The sequence below is a fragment of the Microcystis aeruginosa FD4 genome (assembly GCF_009792235.1).
GTDB classification, from domain to species: Bacteria; Cyanobacteriota; Cyanobacteriia; order Cyanobacteriales; family Microcystaceae; genus Microcystis; species Microcystis viridis.
Genome location: NZ_CP046973.1, coordinates 663,541 through 677,798, shown reverse-complemented (window position 1 = coordinate 677,798; position 14,258 = coordinate 663,541). Strand labels below are relative to the sequence as shown.

The 14,258-nt window shown below is 44.8% G+C and carries 11 protein-coding genes and 4 pseudogenes; 8 read left to right on the top strand and 7 right to left on the bottom strand.

Annotated elements, in window-relative coordinates; translation table 11 throughout:
* Positions 1–132: 132 nt before the first annotated feature.
* The 3 genes from fusA to rpsL all read right to left on the bottom strand — a co-directional run bounded on the left by fusA (position 133) and on the right by rpsL (position 3,349).
* Positions 133–2,208, bottom strand: a complete 2,076-nt coding sequence (gene fusA / locus GQR42_RS03515) for an elongation factor G (protein WP_158198920.1) — start codon at positions 2,206–2,208, stop codon at positions 133–135.
* A gap of 131 nt (positions 2,209–2,339) precedes the next feature.
* Complete coding sequence (rpsG, locus tag GQR42_RS03510) at positions 2,340–2,810, bottom strand: 30S ribosomal protein S7 (RefSeq protein WP_002758831.1); 471 nt, start codon at positions 2,808–2,810, stop codon at positions 2,340–2,342.
* Positions 2,811–2,965: 155 nt separating this feature from the next.
* The gene (gene rpsL / locus GQR42_RS03505) at positions 2,966–3,349 is read right to left on the bottom strand and encodes a 30S ribosomal protein S12 (RefSeq protein WP_002772000.1); all 384 of its coding nucleotides are present in this window, start codon (positions 3,347–3,349) and stop codon (positions 2,966–2,968) included.
* Between the two features lie 422 nt (positions 3,350–3,771).
* Between rpsL and GQR42_RS29815 the strand changes: the two are divergent.
* The 3 genes and pseudogenes from GQR42_RS29815 to GQR42_RS03490 form a co-directional block, all read left to right on the top strand.
* A pseudogene (locus GQR42_RS29815) lies at positions 3,772–3,891 on the top strand (killer suppression protein); the annotation flags it as partial.
* Between the two features lies 1 nt (position 3,892).
* Positions 3,893–4,231, top strand: a pseudogene (locus GQR42_RS03495) (HigA family addiction module antitoxin); the annotation flags it as partial.
* 10 nt (positions 4,232–4,241) lie between these two features.
* Positions 4,242–5,438, top strand: a complete 1,197-nt coding sequence (locus GQR42_RS03490) for a DNA double-strand break repair nuclease NurA (protein WP_158198919.1) — start codon at positions 4,242–4,244, stop codon at positions 5,436–5,438.
* Between the two features lie 101 nt (positions 5,439–5,539).
* Here GQR42_RS03490 and GQR42_RS03485 read toward each other — a convergent pair whose 3' ends face one another.
* Positions 5,540–6,145, bottom strand: coding sequence for a LabA-like NYN domain-containing protein (locus GQR42_RS03485; protein ID WP_002743578.1), 606 nt, complete (start codon positions 6,143–6,145; stop codon positions 5,540–5,542).
* Between the two features lie 100 nt (positions 6,146–6,245).
* Complete coding sequence (metG, locus tag GQR42_RS03480) at positions 6,246–7,859, bottom strand: methionine--tRNA ligase (RefSeq protein WP_158198918.1); 1,614 nt, start codon at positions 7,857–7,859, stop codon at positions 6,246–6,248.
* 153 nt (positions 7,860–8,012) lie between these two features.
* On the opposite strand from metG, the gene GQR42_RS03475 reads away from it, so the two are divergent.
* Positions 8,013–8,729 (top strand): lysophospholipid acyltransferase family protein, encoded by a 717-nt coding sequence (locus GQR42_RS03475; protein WP_158198917.1) that lies wholly within the window; start codon positions 8,013–8,015, stop codon positions 8,727–8,729.
* Between the two features lie 98 nt (positions 8,730–8,827).
* Here the strand turns inward: GQR42_RS03475 and GQR42_RS03470 are convergent.
* Positions 8,828–9,202: pseudogene (locus GQR42_RS03470) on the bottom strand (Rho termination factor N-terminal domain-containing protein); the annotation flags it as partial.
* Between the two features lie 459 nt (positions 9,203–9,661).
* On the opposite strand from GQR42_RS03470, the pseudogene GQR42_RS03465 reads away from it, so the two are divergent.
* The 3 genes and pseudogenes from GQR42_RS03465 to GQR42_RS29385 all read left to right on the top strand — a co-directional run.
* Positions 9,662–9,772 (top strand): annotated as a pseudogene (locus tag GQR42_RS03465) (GAF domain-containing protein); the annotation flags it as partial.
* 382 nt (positions 9,773–10,154) lie between these two features.
* The gene (locus tag GQR42_RS03460; protein ID WP_158198916.1) at positions 10,155–11,408 is read left to right on the top strand and encodes a competence/damage-inducible protein A; all 1,254 of its coding nucleotides are present in this window, start codon (positions 10,155–10,157) and stop codon (positions 11,406–11,408) included.
* Positions 11,409–11,615: 207 nt separating this feature from the next.
* Positions 11,616–11,747: a hypothetical protein gene (locus GQR42_RS29385; protein ID WP_255520650.1), complete on the top strand. Its 132-nt coding sequence runs from the start codon at positions 11,616–11,618 to the stop codon at positions 11,745–11,747.
* 83 nt (positions 11,748–11,830) lie between these two features.
* Here the strand turns inward: GQR42_RS29385 and GQR42_RS03455 are convergent, their stop codons facing one another.
* Positions 11,831–13,426 (bottom strand): Hsp70 family protein, encoded by a 1,596-nt coding sequence (locus GQR42_RS03455; protein WP_158198915.1) that lies wholly within the window; start codon positions 13,424–13,426, stop codon positions 11,831–11,833.
* 187 nt (positions 13,427–13,613) lie between these two features.
* On the opposite strand from GQR42_RS03455, the gene GQR42_RS03450 reads away from it, so the two are divergent.
* Positions 13,614–14,213, top strand: a complete 600-nt coding sequence (locus tag GQR42_RS03450; protein ID WP_158202367.1) for a Uma2 family endonuclease — start codon at positions 13,614–13,616, stop codon at positions 14,211–14,213.
* Positions 14,214–14,258 lie beyond the last annotated feature (45 nt).

Sequence of the window (14,258 nt, the reverse complement as noted above, 5' to 3'; positions counted from 1 at the left end):
TTTTTTCTTCTTCAGGTGGGTGAACAGTAATCAGTCGCCAGAGATCAGTTTTAAGTTAGCAGTGATTAGGGTTGACCGATCAAATTTAAATGATCGGTTTATTCTCACTGCACACTGGTCACTTGTCACTGATTAGCCGTTCCCTTTACTTTTGGTGATAATCGTCTCGGCCACGTTGCGGGGGACTTCTTCGTAATGGCTAAATTCCATGGTGAAGATGCCCCGTCCTTGGGTTTTGGAGCGAATATCAGTGGCGTAACCAAACATTTCCGCTAGGGGAACTTTAGCGGAGACTTTGGCGATGCCGGTCTCGGTTTCTTGACCTTCGATTTGTCCCCGACGGGAGTTAAGATCACCGATGACGTTACCGATGAAGTCTTCGGGTACTTCCACTTCCACCTTCATCATCGGTTCTAGGAGAACGGGAGCAGCTTTCATCACCGCTTCTTTGATCGCCATGGAACCGGCAATTTTAAAGGCCATCTCGGAGGAGTCCACATCGTGGAAAGAACCATCTACAAGGGTTGCTTTCAGGTCGATGACGGGATAACCCGCTACGATCCCCGATTCGCAAGCTTCTTTCATCCCTTGTTCTGACGGGTTGATGTATTCTTTGGGGATAGCACCACCGACAATTTTGGAGACGAAGACAAAGCCCGAACCCGGTTCACCCGGTTCCAGTTCGATGACGACGTGGCCGTACTGTCCTTTACCGCCACTTTGACGGATAAATTTACCCTCAGCGCGCACAGGTTTCCGAACAGTTTCCCGATAGGCCACCTGGGGAGCGCCCACCGTCGCTTCGACTTTGTATTCCCGGAGCATCCGATCGACCAAGATTTCCAGGTGCAGTTCTCCCATCCCGGCGATCACCGTTTGATTGGTTTCGGGATCAACTTTGACCCGGAAGGTGGGATCCTCATCAGAGAGAGCTTGCAGGGCTTTGCTGAGTTTCTCGATGTCCTGTTTGGTTTTCGGTTCCACCGCCACGGAGATAACCGGTTCGGGGATAAAGAGGGATTCTAGGATAATCGGGTTCTTCTCATCACAGAGGGTATCCCCGGTAATGGTGTTTTTCAGTCCGATCGCCGCTCCTAGATCACCGGCGCGCAGTTCATCCACTTCGATCCGTTCGTTGGATTTGAGGACGATCAGGCGAGCGATCCGTTCTTTGGTTCCTTTGGTGGAGTTATAAGCGTAGCTGCCTTTGGCCAAAACCCCAGAATAAACCCGCAGGAAGGTTAAACGACCGAAGGGATCGGCCATGATTTTGAAGGCGAGAGCAGAGAAGGGAGCATCATCTTTCGCTTCCCGGATTTCTTCGGTTCCGTCGGGGAGAATCCCTTTAACGGCAGCTACTTCCGAGGGCGAGGGCAGATAATCTACCACGGCATCGAGGAGCAGTTGTACCCCTTTGTTTTTGAAGGCTGAACCGCAGAGGACGGGAACAATTGTACCTGCAATCGTCCCTTCCCTGAGACCGCGTTTGATTTCCGCTTCGGTGAGTTCTTCACCTTCTAGATATTTTTCTAGGAGTTCTTCATCAGCTTCCGCTACAGCTTCCACCAGTTGCAGGCGGAATTCTTCGGCCTTTTTCAATAAGTCTTCGGGAATGTCGGTTTCTTCTATGTCTTTCCCTAGATCGTCCTTATATATATAGGCGCGCATCTTGACGAGATCAACGATCCCGCTCAGTTCGCTTTCTGCGCCGATCGGCATTTGGATGGGAACGGCGTTAGCTCTGAGGCGATCTCTTAATTGTTCGTAAACTTTGAAGAAGTTCGCTCCCGTTCTGTCCATTTTGTTGATAAAGGCAATCCGGGGTACTTTGTACCGATCTGCTTGTCTCCAGACGGTTTCCGATTGGGGTTGTACGCCGCCAACAGAGCAGAAAACCGCTACTACTCCATCGAGTACCCGCATGGAACGTTCCACTTCAATGGTGAAATCGACGTGGCCGGGGGTGTCAATGATGTTGATGCGATGATCTTGCCAACTGGTACTGATGGCGGCGGCGGTGATGGTGATTCCTCGCTCCCGTTCCTGTTCCATCCAGTCGGTAATTGCCGTTCCGTCGTGGACTTCGCCCAGTTTATGAGCCACTCCCGTGTAGAACAGGATTCTTTCTGTTGTCGTTGTTTTGCCCGCATCTATATGAGCGGCGATTCCGATGTTTCGCACTCTCTCTAGCGGGATAGTCCGTGCCACAGCAACCTCCTTGCTTTGCTTGCCAGTGATGGGGTTTTGTTCTAGGATTTTTTACACTATTTACAATTCTATACTTTTCTTGACAGTTTTTTGGCGGTAGCGGTGTGATCTACCGCCCTTAAAATATCTTTTTAGTAACGATAGTGGGCAAAGGCTTTGTTTGCCTCTGCCATCCGGTGGGTTTCTTCCCGTTTTTTGATCGTGCCGCCGGTTTCATTGGCCGCATCCATGATCTCGTTGGCTAGTTTACCTGCCATGGTTTTGCCGCCTCTAGTCCGAGCATAATGGACTAACCAGCGTAGTGCCAATGTACTACCACGGTTGCTGCGCACTTCCATCGGTACTTGATAGGTGGCTCCACCGACCCGGCGGGCTTTCACTTCCACCAGGGGAGTGGCGTTTTTAACGGCTTTTTCAAATACTTCTAGGGGTTCTTGACCGGTACGTTCGCCGACGGTTTTTAGGGCATCGTAGACGATGTTAGCGGCCAGGGATTTTTTGCCCGATCGCATGATCCGGCGAATAGTCATGCTGACTAAACAGCTATTGTAAACGGGATCGGGGGGAATAGGACGTTTTTTGACGTTTTTACGGCGAGACATCGGAATATTCCTGAATTTTCTAGGTTAACTTTAACTTTTGCTTGACAGTCGGATGATTACAGCCCATCTCAAACCCTCTCCTGCGAGTCTCAAGTCTCTTGGGTTAACTTTGACCGACTCGGTGGGAGTATTTTTTTGGTTAATCAATTCCCTGTTTATTTAGCTGCGGGTTTGGGGCGTTTGGTTCCGTACTTAGAGCGAGCTTGCTGACGGTTTTTCACCCCAGTGGCATCAAGGGTGCCGCGAATGATGTGATATCTGACTCCTGGCAGATCTTTAACCCGACCGCCCCGAATGAGGACGACGGAGTGTTCTTGCAGGTTATGACCGATCCCGGGGATGTAGGCTGTCACCTCAAATCCAGAGGTTAAACGTACCCTAGCCACTTTCCGTAGGGCTGAGTTGGGTTTTTTCGGTGTGGTGGTATATACTCTTGTACAAACTCCCCGACGTTGGGGGCATTGTTTGAGGGCGGGAGATTTGGTTTTTCTTTTCGCTTTGGATCTTTCGTCGCGTATTAATTGCTGAATGGTGGGCATGATAGGGCTGTATCTAAGGTTACTCTGAACTCCTATTACCGAAGGTCAAATCGTTGACAAAAGGTCATTATAGCAAATTGTCTATCTTGTTGTCAAGTCGCTTATTGTGCTTTTCTCCGGTTTAGATGTTAGAGATTGTCTTTTTCTTGGGCGGCGGCGGCACTTAATTCGAGCGTTATTAGGCGATAAAACTACAGCTTCGTTGTTTTGGCTTGATCATGCAATTGTAGCGATAATTATCGCCTAATTAATCGGCTAATGTCTGAAAAACTGTCTCTAGCTAACCTCATTTTCAGAATTGGTGTCTAGACTATTAGCTCTTAACGCTATATTTAGAGCTTTTGTACTGGATGCCCCACAAATATGCTGCCATAAAATATTGTTAACCCTAAAGGTTAACAATATTACAAGGGTCATCTACAATGGATATTGTATTTAAGAAAAAAAAATTTGAGAACGAATGCAATAGCCAACGGCTCCTGAAAAAACAGTATGGAGAGAAGATGGCTAAGAAAATCAGGCAAAGACTCGACGATTTAAAACATGACTAATACTATTGAGAACAGATATGCACCGGATTTTATTTCTCCACGGGGAGAAACCCTTGCCGAAATCCTAGAAGAAAGAAATATGTCTCAATCGGAACTGGCCCAACGTATGGGCAGACCGAGAAAGACTATCAATGAGATCATAAAAGGTAAAGCGGAGATTACTATCGATACCGCTTTACAGATAGAGTTAGTGTTAGGAACTCCCGCTCGTTTCTGGATAGAGCGCGAAAGACTTTATCGGGAATATTTAGCGAGAAAAAACGACAATCAAAGATTAAAAGGTTATTTAGACTGGTTAAAACAAATTCCTTATCAGCAAAAAAGTCAGGTAGAGGATAGCTATGCTCGATCTTGCGAAATTAGCGGCAAAAATGCCAGGAATCAGTCAACATTTTCAACAGGAAGTGGCCGCTAGTCGCGAGCGAGTGCAGCGAGCGAAAATTCTTTTAGAACAAGCGCAACAGCAACAGGAAAAACTGCTAGAGCTCTATCATAACTGGCACGATCGCCTAATTTTCTCCGTAGCGCTACCGATCGAACCTCTCGACACCCGCATTACTATCCTTCCCGCTCCCGAAAGTCATAGCGTTTTTGCCACGGATGGTTCCCAAATTGCCCCTTCTCACCACGAAATCGCCTACTGTTATCTAATTAATATCGGTAGGATCATGTTGCACTATGGTCAAAATTTACACCCTCTCCTCGATAGCATTCCCGAAGTCTATTACAAATCAGAAGACCTCTACATTTCTAAACAGTGGGGTATTCGCGTGGATGAGTGGATGAGTTATCGTCGGACGGTATTAGAAAGCCAAATGTTAGCAGAAATGGCTACTCGTTGGGTAAAACCCCCCGGCGCCCATTATCAACCAAATTTAGCCCTCGTGGATGGTTCTTTGATCTATTGGTTTATCGATAGTCTCCCCCCGGAAGCAAAAGATTTAATTTTGCCACCGATTTTTCAGTCTTGGGACGATTTAAAATCAGCTAGAATCCCGCTTATGGGTTATATTAGTGCTTCTCGTAGCACGGAAAGCTTAAATTTCCTGCGTTTACAATCTTGTCCCCATGATACTCCCAATTGCTTGATCAATTGCGGTGATTTAGACCCAGAAAAAACCCCTTGTCGCGTTGTCGATCCTCTCCGGGATGCTTCTCTCTGGGGTTATTTATTGGAACCAGGGCAAAGAAGTCCTTTTTGGCGCAGTTCTTTGAAGATACTCGATCTTTATGGGGATGAACACCGCATTTACTTCTGTTATCTCCATGTGGGGACGGAAATCGCTAGGGTAGAGGTTCCTGCTTGGGTGGTGGAGGAGGGAGAATTACTCGATCGCTCTTTGAGTATTTTACTGGCCCAGGTGTTAAAAGGTTATGGTTATCCGATCGCCTTAGCGGAAGCGCACAATTTAGCGGTGATTAAAGGTGGCGATCGCTTGCGTTTTTTTGCCCTTTTGGAACAACAGATGATTAAAGTCGGTTTACAGGATGTGGGAACATCTTATAAGGAAGCGAGAAAGCGCAGTAGTATCGCTTGATTGAGGAGGCAGCAGATGGGGAGTGGTCACTGATAACTGGTCACTGATAACTGAAAAAGGTGGGAATTACCCACCTTAAACTTGATTTTTGCTGAATTTGTCTAGCGACTGCTACGATCTTGGTCTAAGACGCTGACGGGGAAATTATTATAACTAACGTGATGTTTGCTAGTTTTTTGAATTTCTTCTTTGATTTGATCTAGATCAACATAGCGATCGGCTACATTAATTAAACTATCACTGGTCATCGATCGCAAACTAACCACTTCCACTCGCGCACCGCGGTAACTGACGGAATCGGCAGCATAGGCCAAATCCCCATCACCACTGACAATGACTGCGGTATCATAGGAACCGACTAGCGCCATTAAATCCACGGCGATTTCCACGTCGAGATTGGCTTTTTTGGAACCATCGGGTAATTGTACTAGGTCTTTAGCGATGACTCGATAACCGTTGCGACGCATCCAGAGGAGGAATCCCTGCTGTTTTTCGTTAGTGCGATCAACTCCAGTATAAAAGAAGGCCCGCAAGAGACGAGAACCGGCAGTTAAACGACAAAGTAGTTTGGTGTAGTCAATTTCGATACCTAATTGCAGAGCCGCATAAAATAAATTAGAACCATCGATGAAAATCGCCACACGACCGCGATTTTCTAACACTTGTTCGGGGGTGAAGACTGGGGCCGTGTCATAATCATCAAACATTTTATTTTCCCTCGTTTGTTAAAAGTCTAGTGTTGAGCGTTTGCCAGTTGTATCCCAAAGGACAACAGACCTGAAAAAATAGAGTTATTAAAAAATTCCTTTAGGAATCGTTTAACGGCAGTTCTAGTTTAGAAAAGATCGGTTCAGGTGTTCCTAGTTGTGGATTTGTGGGTAATCCCCATTGACAGTGTTTGGAAAAAGAGACACCATCAGGGGAGTTTTCCCCGTCCTCCGACCTGAAAGTATTAAAATCAATAACAAAACCTAGTTGTTGATAAATTTTACTGCTCAAGGTCGGTATTATCGGTGAAAGTAGGTAGGCACAGAGTCTTACTGATTCCAAAACCGCATAGAGGACTTTTTCTACTGCTGCTTGTTGTTTCTGTTTAAATAAACTCCAGGGCGCACTCTCATCGATAAACTTGTTACTAGCACGAATTAACGCCAATATTTCCTCACAGGCTTGATTAAATTGTAGCGCATCATACTTCTGTTCAACAATGACCCCTAGATTAATCCCCATATTCTTAAGACGATTATCGTTCGGGATATCTACGCCGGTCAACTGGGGGGGGATATTTTGGCAGTATTTTTTGACCATGCCTAGGGTGCGATTGAGGAGGTTGCCTAAATCGTTGGCTAAATCCGCGTTAAGAATATTCACAAATCTGGTTTCCTGAAAATCGCCATCCTGTCCTAATTCAATCTCTTTGACGAAATAGTAACGGACGGCATCGGCCCCGTAGCGATCAACCAAATCGAAGGGATCGAGGGTATTACCGAGACTTTTGCCCATTTTCCGCCCGTCTTTGGTCAAAAAGCCATGGCCGAACACTCTTTTGGGCAAGGGTAAACCTGCCGACATTAGCATAGCCGGCCAATAAATGGCATGGAATCTTAATATATCTTTACCGATCAGATGCAGATCGATCGGCCACCATTTGGCCAAGGCATTTTCTAGGGTGGGTTCGTCTTCGGGGTCGAGAAGGGCGGTAACATAGCCAAGAAGGGCATCAAACCAAACGTAGATGGTATGCTGACCATCGTGGGGAATGGGAAACCCCCAAGCGACATTAACCCTAGAGATGGAGAAGTCCTGTAGTCCTTGGTTGACGAAGTTGAGAACCTCATTACGCCGGCTTTCCGGTTGAATAAAATTGGGTTGCTCTTGGTAAATTTGTTCTAGTTGTGCTTGGTATTTAGAGAGACGGAAAAAATAGTTTTCCTCGTCGCGCCATTCGGCGGCCAGATTAGTATGAATGGGACAACAGCCATTATCTAACAGTTCTCTTTTTTCCTTAAATTCTTCACAGGCGACGCAATACCAACCCTGTTGGCGATCGAGATAGATATCGCCCTTTTCCCAGACTCTTTCAAAAAATTCGTTAACAATTGCCTGATGACGGGGGGCAGTGGTGCGACTAAAGCGATCATACTGGATATGTAGCTTTGCCCAGAGATTGGCAAAACTGGTGGCGATGCGATCGCAGTGTTCCTGGGGATTGAGTCCTTTGGCTGCCGCAGTCCGTTCGATTTTCTGTCCGTGTTCGTCGGTTCCTGTAATCAAGAGAACAGAATTGCCCTGTAACCGCTGCCATCGTGCCATAACATCCGCTACGATCGTCGTGTAAGCACTACCGATGTGAGGGATATCGTTGACATAATAAAGAGGTGTTGTCAAAGCAAATGTTTTTCGCTCATTTAAATCATTCATGAAATTTATTTTCTTAAATAGACGATGCCGCCGCAAGGCTGATCCGTAGATGATTGGGACATAATGTCCATATTTTATGATCCTCTAATTCTGTTTTATCCTTTAGTTGTGATCTAAGTCAATAAAAACAATCTTAAGGCCGATTTTTTTTTCATGACGCTGCTTACCCCCCTATCTACCTCTCGTTTAATTCTTGATACCACGCGCACGGGTCTGTTTACCGTCGGTCAAGAAAATCTACCCGGCCAAGGAGTGGCGATCGTGGTAAGTAACCATCGCAGCTTTCTGGACGCGCCGATCTTAATTCAAGCTTTGGGCAAAACTCTCCCGATCGCCTGTCATCACTACATGGGAAAAACGCCGCTTTTGCGAGAATTAATCGGAGAATTGGGCTGTTTTCCCTTTGATACCCCTGAAAAACGCCACCGGACTTTTTTTCGGCAAGCAACGGATTTTTTACAGTCCGGACGATGGATCGGTTTATTTCCAGAAGGTGGATCGCCGATGTTAAATTTGACTGCCCCTCGTCAAATTAGCCGTTTTCAAAGCGGATTTGCCCATTTAGCCCTGCGTTGTCCCGTGGAGAATTTATCTGTCTTACCTGTGGCTATTCTCTCCGAGTCGGAAACTGCTATTAGTCCTTTTCCCGTGCGTTTGCTACGCTGGTTAGATACCACAGAACCTTTATTCGATCAAGATGGTTGGCATCCTGTTGTATTTTATCATCGTGTTAAGGTGGCGATCGGTCGTCCCTACGAAATTACTGAAAGCGATCGCTCAGATTATCAGGGTAAACAAGGAAAAACAGCGCTTAATCGTTTAATTGGTCATTGTCAGTCGGAAATTAGCGATTTATTGCTGAAGGGCTAAGTCAGGAGACAGGAGACAGGAGACAGGAGGCAGCTTTTTTCTCCCCACACTCCCCCACTTCCTAACTCATAATTCATAATTGATAGTGGAGTGATTTGTTATTGCGCTAATATTTTGACTAGCTCTGCTTTCTTCATCTTGCTTAAACCAACGATTCCCTTTTCTTTGGCTAGACTCTTTAATTCCGAAACAGTCTTGAGTTTGAGAGTTTCTTCTGAAAATTCCTCAATCACTGCAGCTTGTTGAGATTGAGGAGTGAGATAAAAGACAGTTTTGAGTAAATCTAATCTCTTCCCTTTTGTAATTCCACACTTGAGGGCGACAATTGAGTCTAAACTCTTCCAGAATTGACGGGGAGCCTCATCAATCCTAGCAGTAGCAGTAGCTAATTTAACTGTTTTCAGTGGGCTATTCGGTTGTTCAATTAAGAACTGTAAAGCAGATTTAATTTCTTCTCTTGAAGCTGTTGACAGAGTGTTATCTTTCATTTCAGAAGTTCACAAACTATAGACTAAAGTTAATGAGTTGCTCTTTTTTTGAGTATAACACCCCATCTCCCCATCACCCCATCTTCCCACTTCATAATTGATAATTGATAATTGATAATTCCCTCAGGGTAAGCGCATCTTAACAATCCTTGACAAAATGAACTTTGTGTAATTTGCTTACCCAGAGAGCGATTCAGGCATATTTGAGGAGAATTGGCCATCTCAATTGTTAAGCAAAAATCGACCAAATGTGAAGATTTCGTAACTATTCTGATTGACTGGTATCACCTGAAATGCCCATGCGGATCACAAAATTGGCCAATTGTCAATAGCTTTTGAGATGCTCTCACCCTGATAATTGCCTCTACCGACTTCATAATTCATCATTCATAATTCATCATTCATAATTCATCATTCATAATTCATAATTCATCATTCATACGGGCAATTGTGGGCAAAAGGGGTGATATTGCCACGTCGGGATTGTGTACGGTGGTTTACCAGAGGAGTTGTCCGGTGGGGGTGGGACAAACTCTAGGGGATAATCGCATCCGTCTTATGCCACCCGATCGAACCATACCAAGTAACGAAGAACCTCTTAACTGTCGTAAAACTGAAATTAATGTTTGATCTTGTCAAGAGTCGATTTCATCAATATTATCGCGCCAATGGTAGGGGCGCATCGCGTGCGCCCAAATGTAATATAGATATTTCTCCAAAATTGAGATGCCTACCCAGAATCATATATGGGCTGTTCAGCAACAAAGTGGCCTTCAATATAAAAGACCTTGATTGTTGATAGCTTACTGGTATAATGTTGGAGCGCACTGGTATTGTTAACTTCCATGACCATCGTTACCGAAACCCGATCGAACCGTGGTTACAGGAGATCAGTTGATGATCAAAATTGAAAATCTTAAGCTAATTGTTAAAAATTATGGCCGCTGAAATTATTTGTGTAGGAACGGAATTATTATTAGGGGATATAGTTAACACTAACGCCCAATATTTAGCCCTAGAATTGGCAAAATTAGGCATTCCCCATTATTATCAAACGGTGGTGGGGGATAATGTGGAAAGACTGAAACAAGCGATCGCTATTGCCCTGGAACGTTCTTCAATTTTAATTTTCACCGGTGGACTGGGACCAACTCCCGATGATTTAACCACAGAAACAATCGCCGATTTTTTTCAAACGCCCCTCAGAGAAGATCAGGAGATTTTAGCAGAAATCGAAGCTAAATTTACGATTTTAGGGCGAGAAATGCCCCCTAGTAACAGTAAACAGGCTTTAATACCCGTGGGAGCCGATTTTTTGCCAAATCCGACGGGAACCGCTCCCGGCATGATCTGGCAACCACAAGCTGACGTGACTATTCTCACTTTCCCTGGAGTACCCTCAGAAATGAAGCGAATGTGGGTAGAAACGGCGATTCCTTACCTAGAAAGTCAAGGATGGGGCAAAGAGAGGATTTATCGTCGTTCCCTCAAATTTCGCGGTATCGGTGAGTCAGCTTTAGCGGAAAAAGTTGCCCATTTATTTGATCTGACTAATCCCACCGTTGCCCCCTATGCTGGTTTAGGCGAAGTGCGTTTGCGAATTGCGACGAAAGCCCCTTCTTTAGAGGCAGCTTTGCAGGTAATTGAACCAGTAGCGACGGAAATTAAGGAAATCGCTGGATTAGATTATTTTGGGGCTGATGATGATACTTTACCCTCGGTGGTGGGGGAACTTTTGCGGCGGCAAAAACAAACTTTGAGTGTGGCAGAATCCTGTACCGGAGGGGGATTAGGGGAAATTATCACCCAAATCGCCGGCAGTTCCGATTATTTTTGGGGTGGGGTTATTTCCTACGATAATCGGGTAAAAGTCGCCCTCTTAGACGTAAATGAGCGGGATTTAAATAATGTCGGGGCTGTAAGTGCCATTGTTGCCCAACAGATGGCGCTAGGGGTGCAAAAACGCCTCGCTACGGATTGGGGGATCAGTATCACGGGTATTGCCGGACCGGGAGGAGGCAGTGAGACGAAACCTGTGGGCTTAGTTTATATCGGTTTAGCCAGTCCTGACGGAAAAGTTATCGTATCAGAGCATCGTTTCGGAGAAAATCGAGATCGCTTGACAATTCGCCAGATTAGTGCCTATACCGCCCTTGATCGCCTACGCCGGAATTTATTAACAATATCTTAAAAAAGAATTGCCAAGAATATATACTCAGACTAAAAACCTATGTTAAGCTTAATATAAATACAAGATATAGATTCCCCCGTTCGTCAGATTGAACAGCCAAACGACGAAAATTAGTTAAAATTCTCTAGAATCAGGCTTTTGCGTGGCTGTTGCGGGGATCAATCGACGAAAACTCATAGCTAGTATCTCAAAGGAGCCATTTGGTCAATGGACTATTTAGATGAAGTGATAGAAAAATTGAGAGAATGGGCGCGCAAACTGATCGAGAGTGTTTTTGGTCCGGAACCCGAACCCGAACCCGAACTAATCCCGATCCCCGTGCGCGATCACAGTCGATAAAGCCACCAGTAAAACAGAATATCTCGATAATATCAGTGCAAACTTACTATGAGTCTGCACTTGATTTTTAGCTGGAGCTAAGTCTAGCTTAATTTGGTGACGATTTGATTATTCAGTAACAATTCTTGACTGAGTAAATCTTCCACATTAATCCGCAGAAAACACTGATCATCAATCCAGAACTGCACTTTAATGCGATCTTTGCCCCGGAAACCTAAAGGAGCGAGTTTAGCGATTGATCGGGCCCCCTCGCGATCATTTAAGGGTTGGACGCTAGTTTCTCCATTAGCGAGGGAACGAGTAATTAATTTATCACCATCAAAATAGACCTCGATCGCCCCCCTTTCTGTCCCCAATTCGCCGATAATTAATTCAATGCTAGGTTGATTGTCCACGGAAGCACCTAGGACTAATTCCACGGGTTTTTCCATAGGATAGGGTTGTCCAGAGTTAATAATCGGATGCCAAGCGTGGGTATTTTTGCGACGATTCCAGTAACGAATCCCGTAGCTATGATAGAGAAAATCTTTGACTTGATAACCTTGGGCTAATTGTAACGCTCCCAAAGCGATCGCTTCAAAGGGTCGATCCTCTTTAATTTTACTACTATCAAAATACTGTCGCACCCAATCTTTTACCGCCGGAATTTGTACAGTTCCCCCGACTAATAACACCGCATCGATATCGCTAACTTCAACTCCATTGCGTCTTCCCTGTTGCAAAACTCCCGTCATTAAATCATCTAATTGATTAAAAAAGTTTTGTTGTTTGAGAATATCGGTCAATTGTTCTCGATCTAAGCTTAACTCGTAACTCTCGAAATTTTCCTGATCAAAATATACCTCCTCGGCGGTTAATTGGGAAGAAAGTTTAATTTTTAATCTTTCTGCTAGACGAGTAGTCAGGGAAGTTTTCGCTAAAGATTGCTTTTGGGCAAAATAATCGACGATCCAATCGTCGATATCTGACCCCCCTAAATTTGTACCTGCTTTAGCTAAAACTCTCGCTAGTTTAGTTTTTTGGGCGGAATTATTGCCTAAAAGTTTTTCTCCCCACTTGAGAATAAAACCTTGATTTTTTTGAGGATTATCTAAATCTAATTGTACCAAAGAAAGATCGAGGGTGCCACCGCCAAAATCTACCACTAAAATCACCTGATCACCCGTGGTTCCATAACCCAAAGCGGCGGCCGTGGGTTCATCAATTAGTCGAATTTGTTCGATTTCCCATCCCTGACAGACATTACTTAACCAATTGCGGTAACTTTCAAAACTATCGACGGGGACGGTTAAAACTAGAGATTGGGGGGTTTCCGGGGTGGTGTTTTTTAAGTGGTCGATGATGCTATCAAGAAACCATTGGCCAACCCGCTCGAAACTGAGGACAGTTTCCTCTAATTCCGGTAAAAATCCTTGAATTTTTGCCCCGATACCTCGTTTAAAGCGACGAAAAAAACGCGGCTCTCGATCGATATCTAAACCCCGATCACGCACTGCTTGACCGGCAATTACTTGCAGAGGATTGGCTGATTTAATATAGAGTAAACTGGGAATTAGGGGCGGATTGTCGGCTATTTGTTGGGATAACTCCGATAATTTCACGGTCTCGGCCCTATTTGTCGCCCCATTCCAACGAGTAATGACGGTATTACTGGTTCCGAAATCAATAGCGTAGAACACGATCGATAGTTTTTAGGTAAATTTAGTTAATTATTGGCTATTGTAACCTGTTATTTAGTGAAACCGCCCGATCGAGGTGGAAGTTTCCCCAAAAAATCGGGAATTTGGTCAGCGCAAGCTAAAGAAGTCTGAGCAAAAACTTGACAAATAATCTTTAATAGTATAAGTTGCACGCTATAAAACGATGATGTTAGCAGTTACTACCTCACCCGAAACCCTCTCCTTAGAAATTCCTAGCGCGATCGCTCTCTCTATCACCCTTGAACAGTTTGAAGCCCTTGCTGCGGTCAACCGTGACTTAAAATTAGAACGTACGGCCCAAGGAGAATTAATCGTGAATCCCCCGACAGGTGGCGAATCAGGACAGCGTAATTTTAGCTTAACGACTCAACTGGGTCGCTGGTGCGAAGAAAATGAAGCTTTAGGAGTCGGGTTTGACTCTTCCACTGGATTTATACTACCAAATGGGGCGATTCGTTCTCCTGATCTATCTTGGGTGAGTCGAGAACGCTGGGAATCTTTAACCCCTAAGCAGAAAAAGGGATTTATTCCCCTCTGTCCCGATTTTGTGGTGGAATTGCGCTCTGAATCCGATAGTCTTGACAAATTACAAAAAAAACTGCTTGAGTATAGGGAAAATGGCGCAAGGTTAGGCTGGTTAATCGATCCGCAGAATCGGCAAGTTGAAATTTATCGTCAAGGAAAGGAAGTAGATATCTTAGAAAATCCCACTGATTTATCGGGTGAAGATGTTTTGCCTAATTTTAGCTTAAAATTAAAGCTCTGATGTTTTAAGGGGTCATCCTGCGATATTCTGCCAATCTTTTTGAGA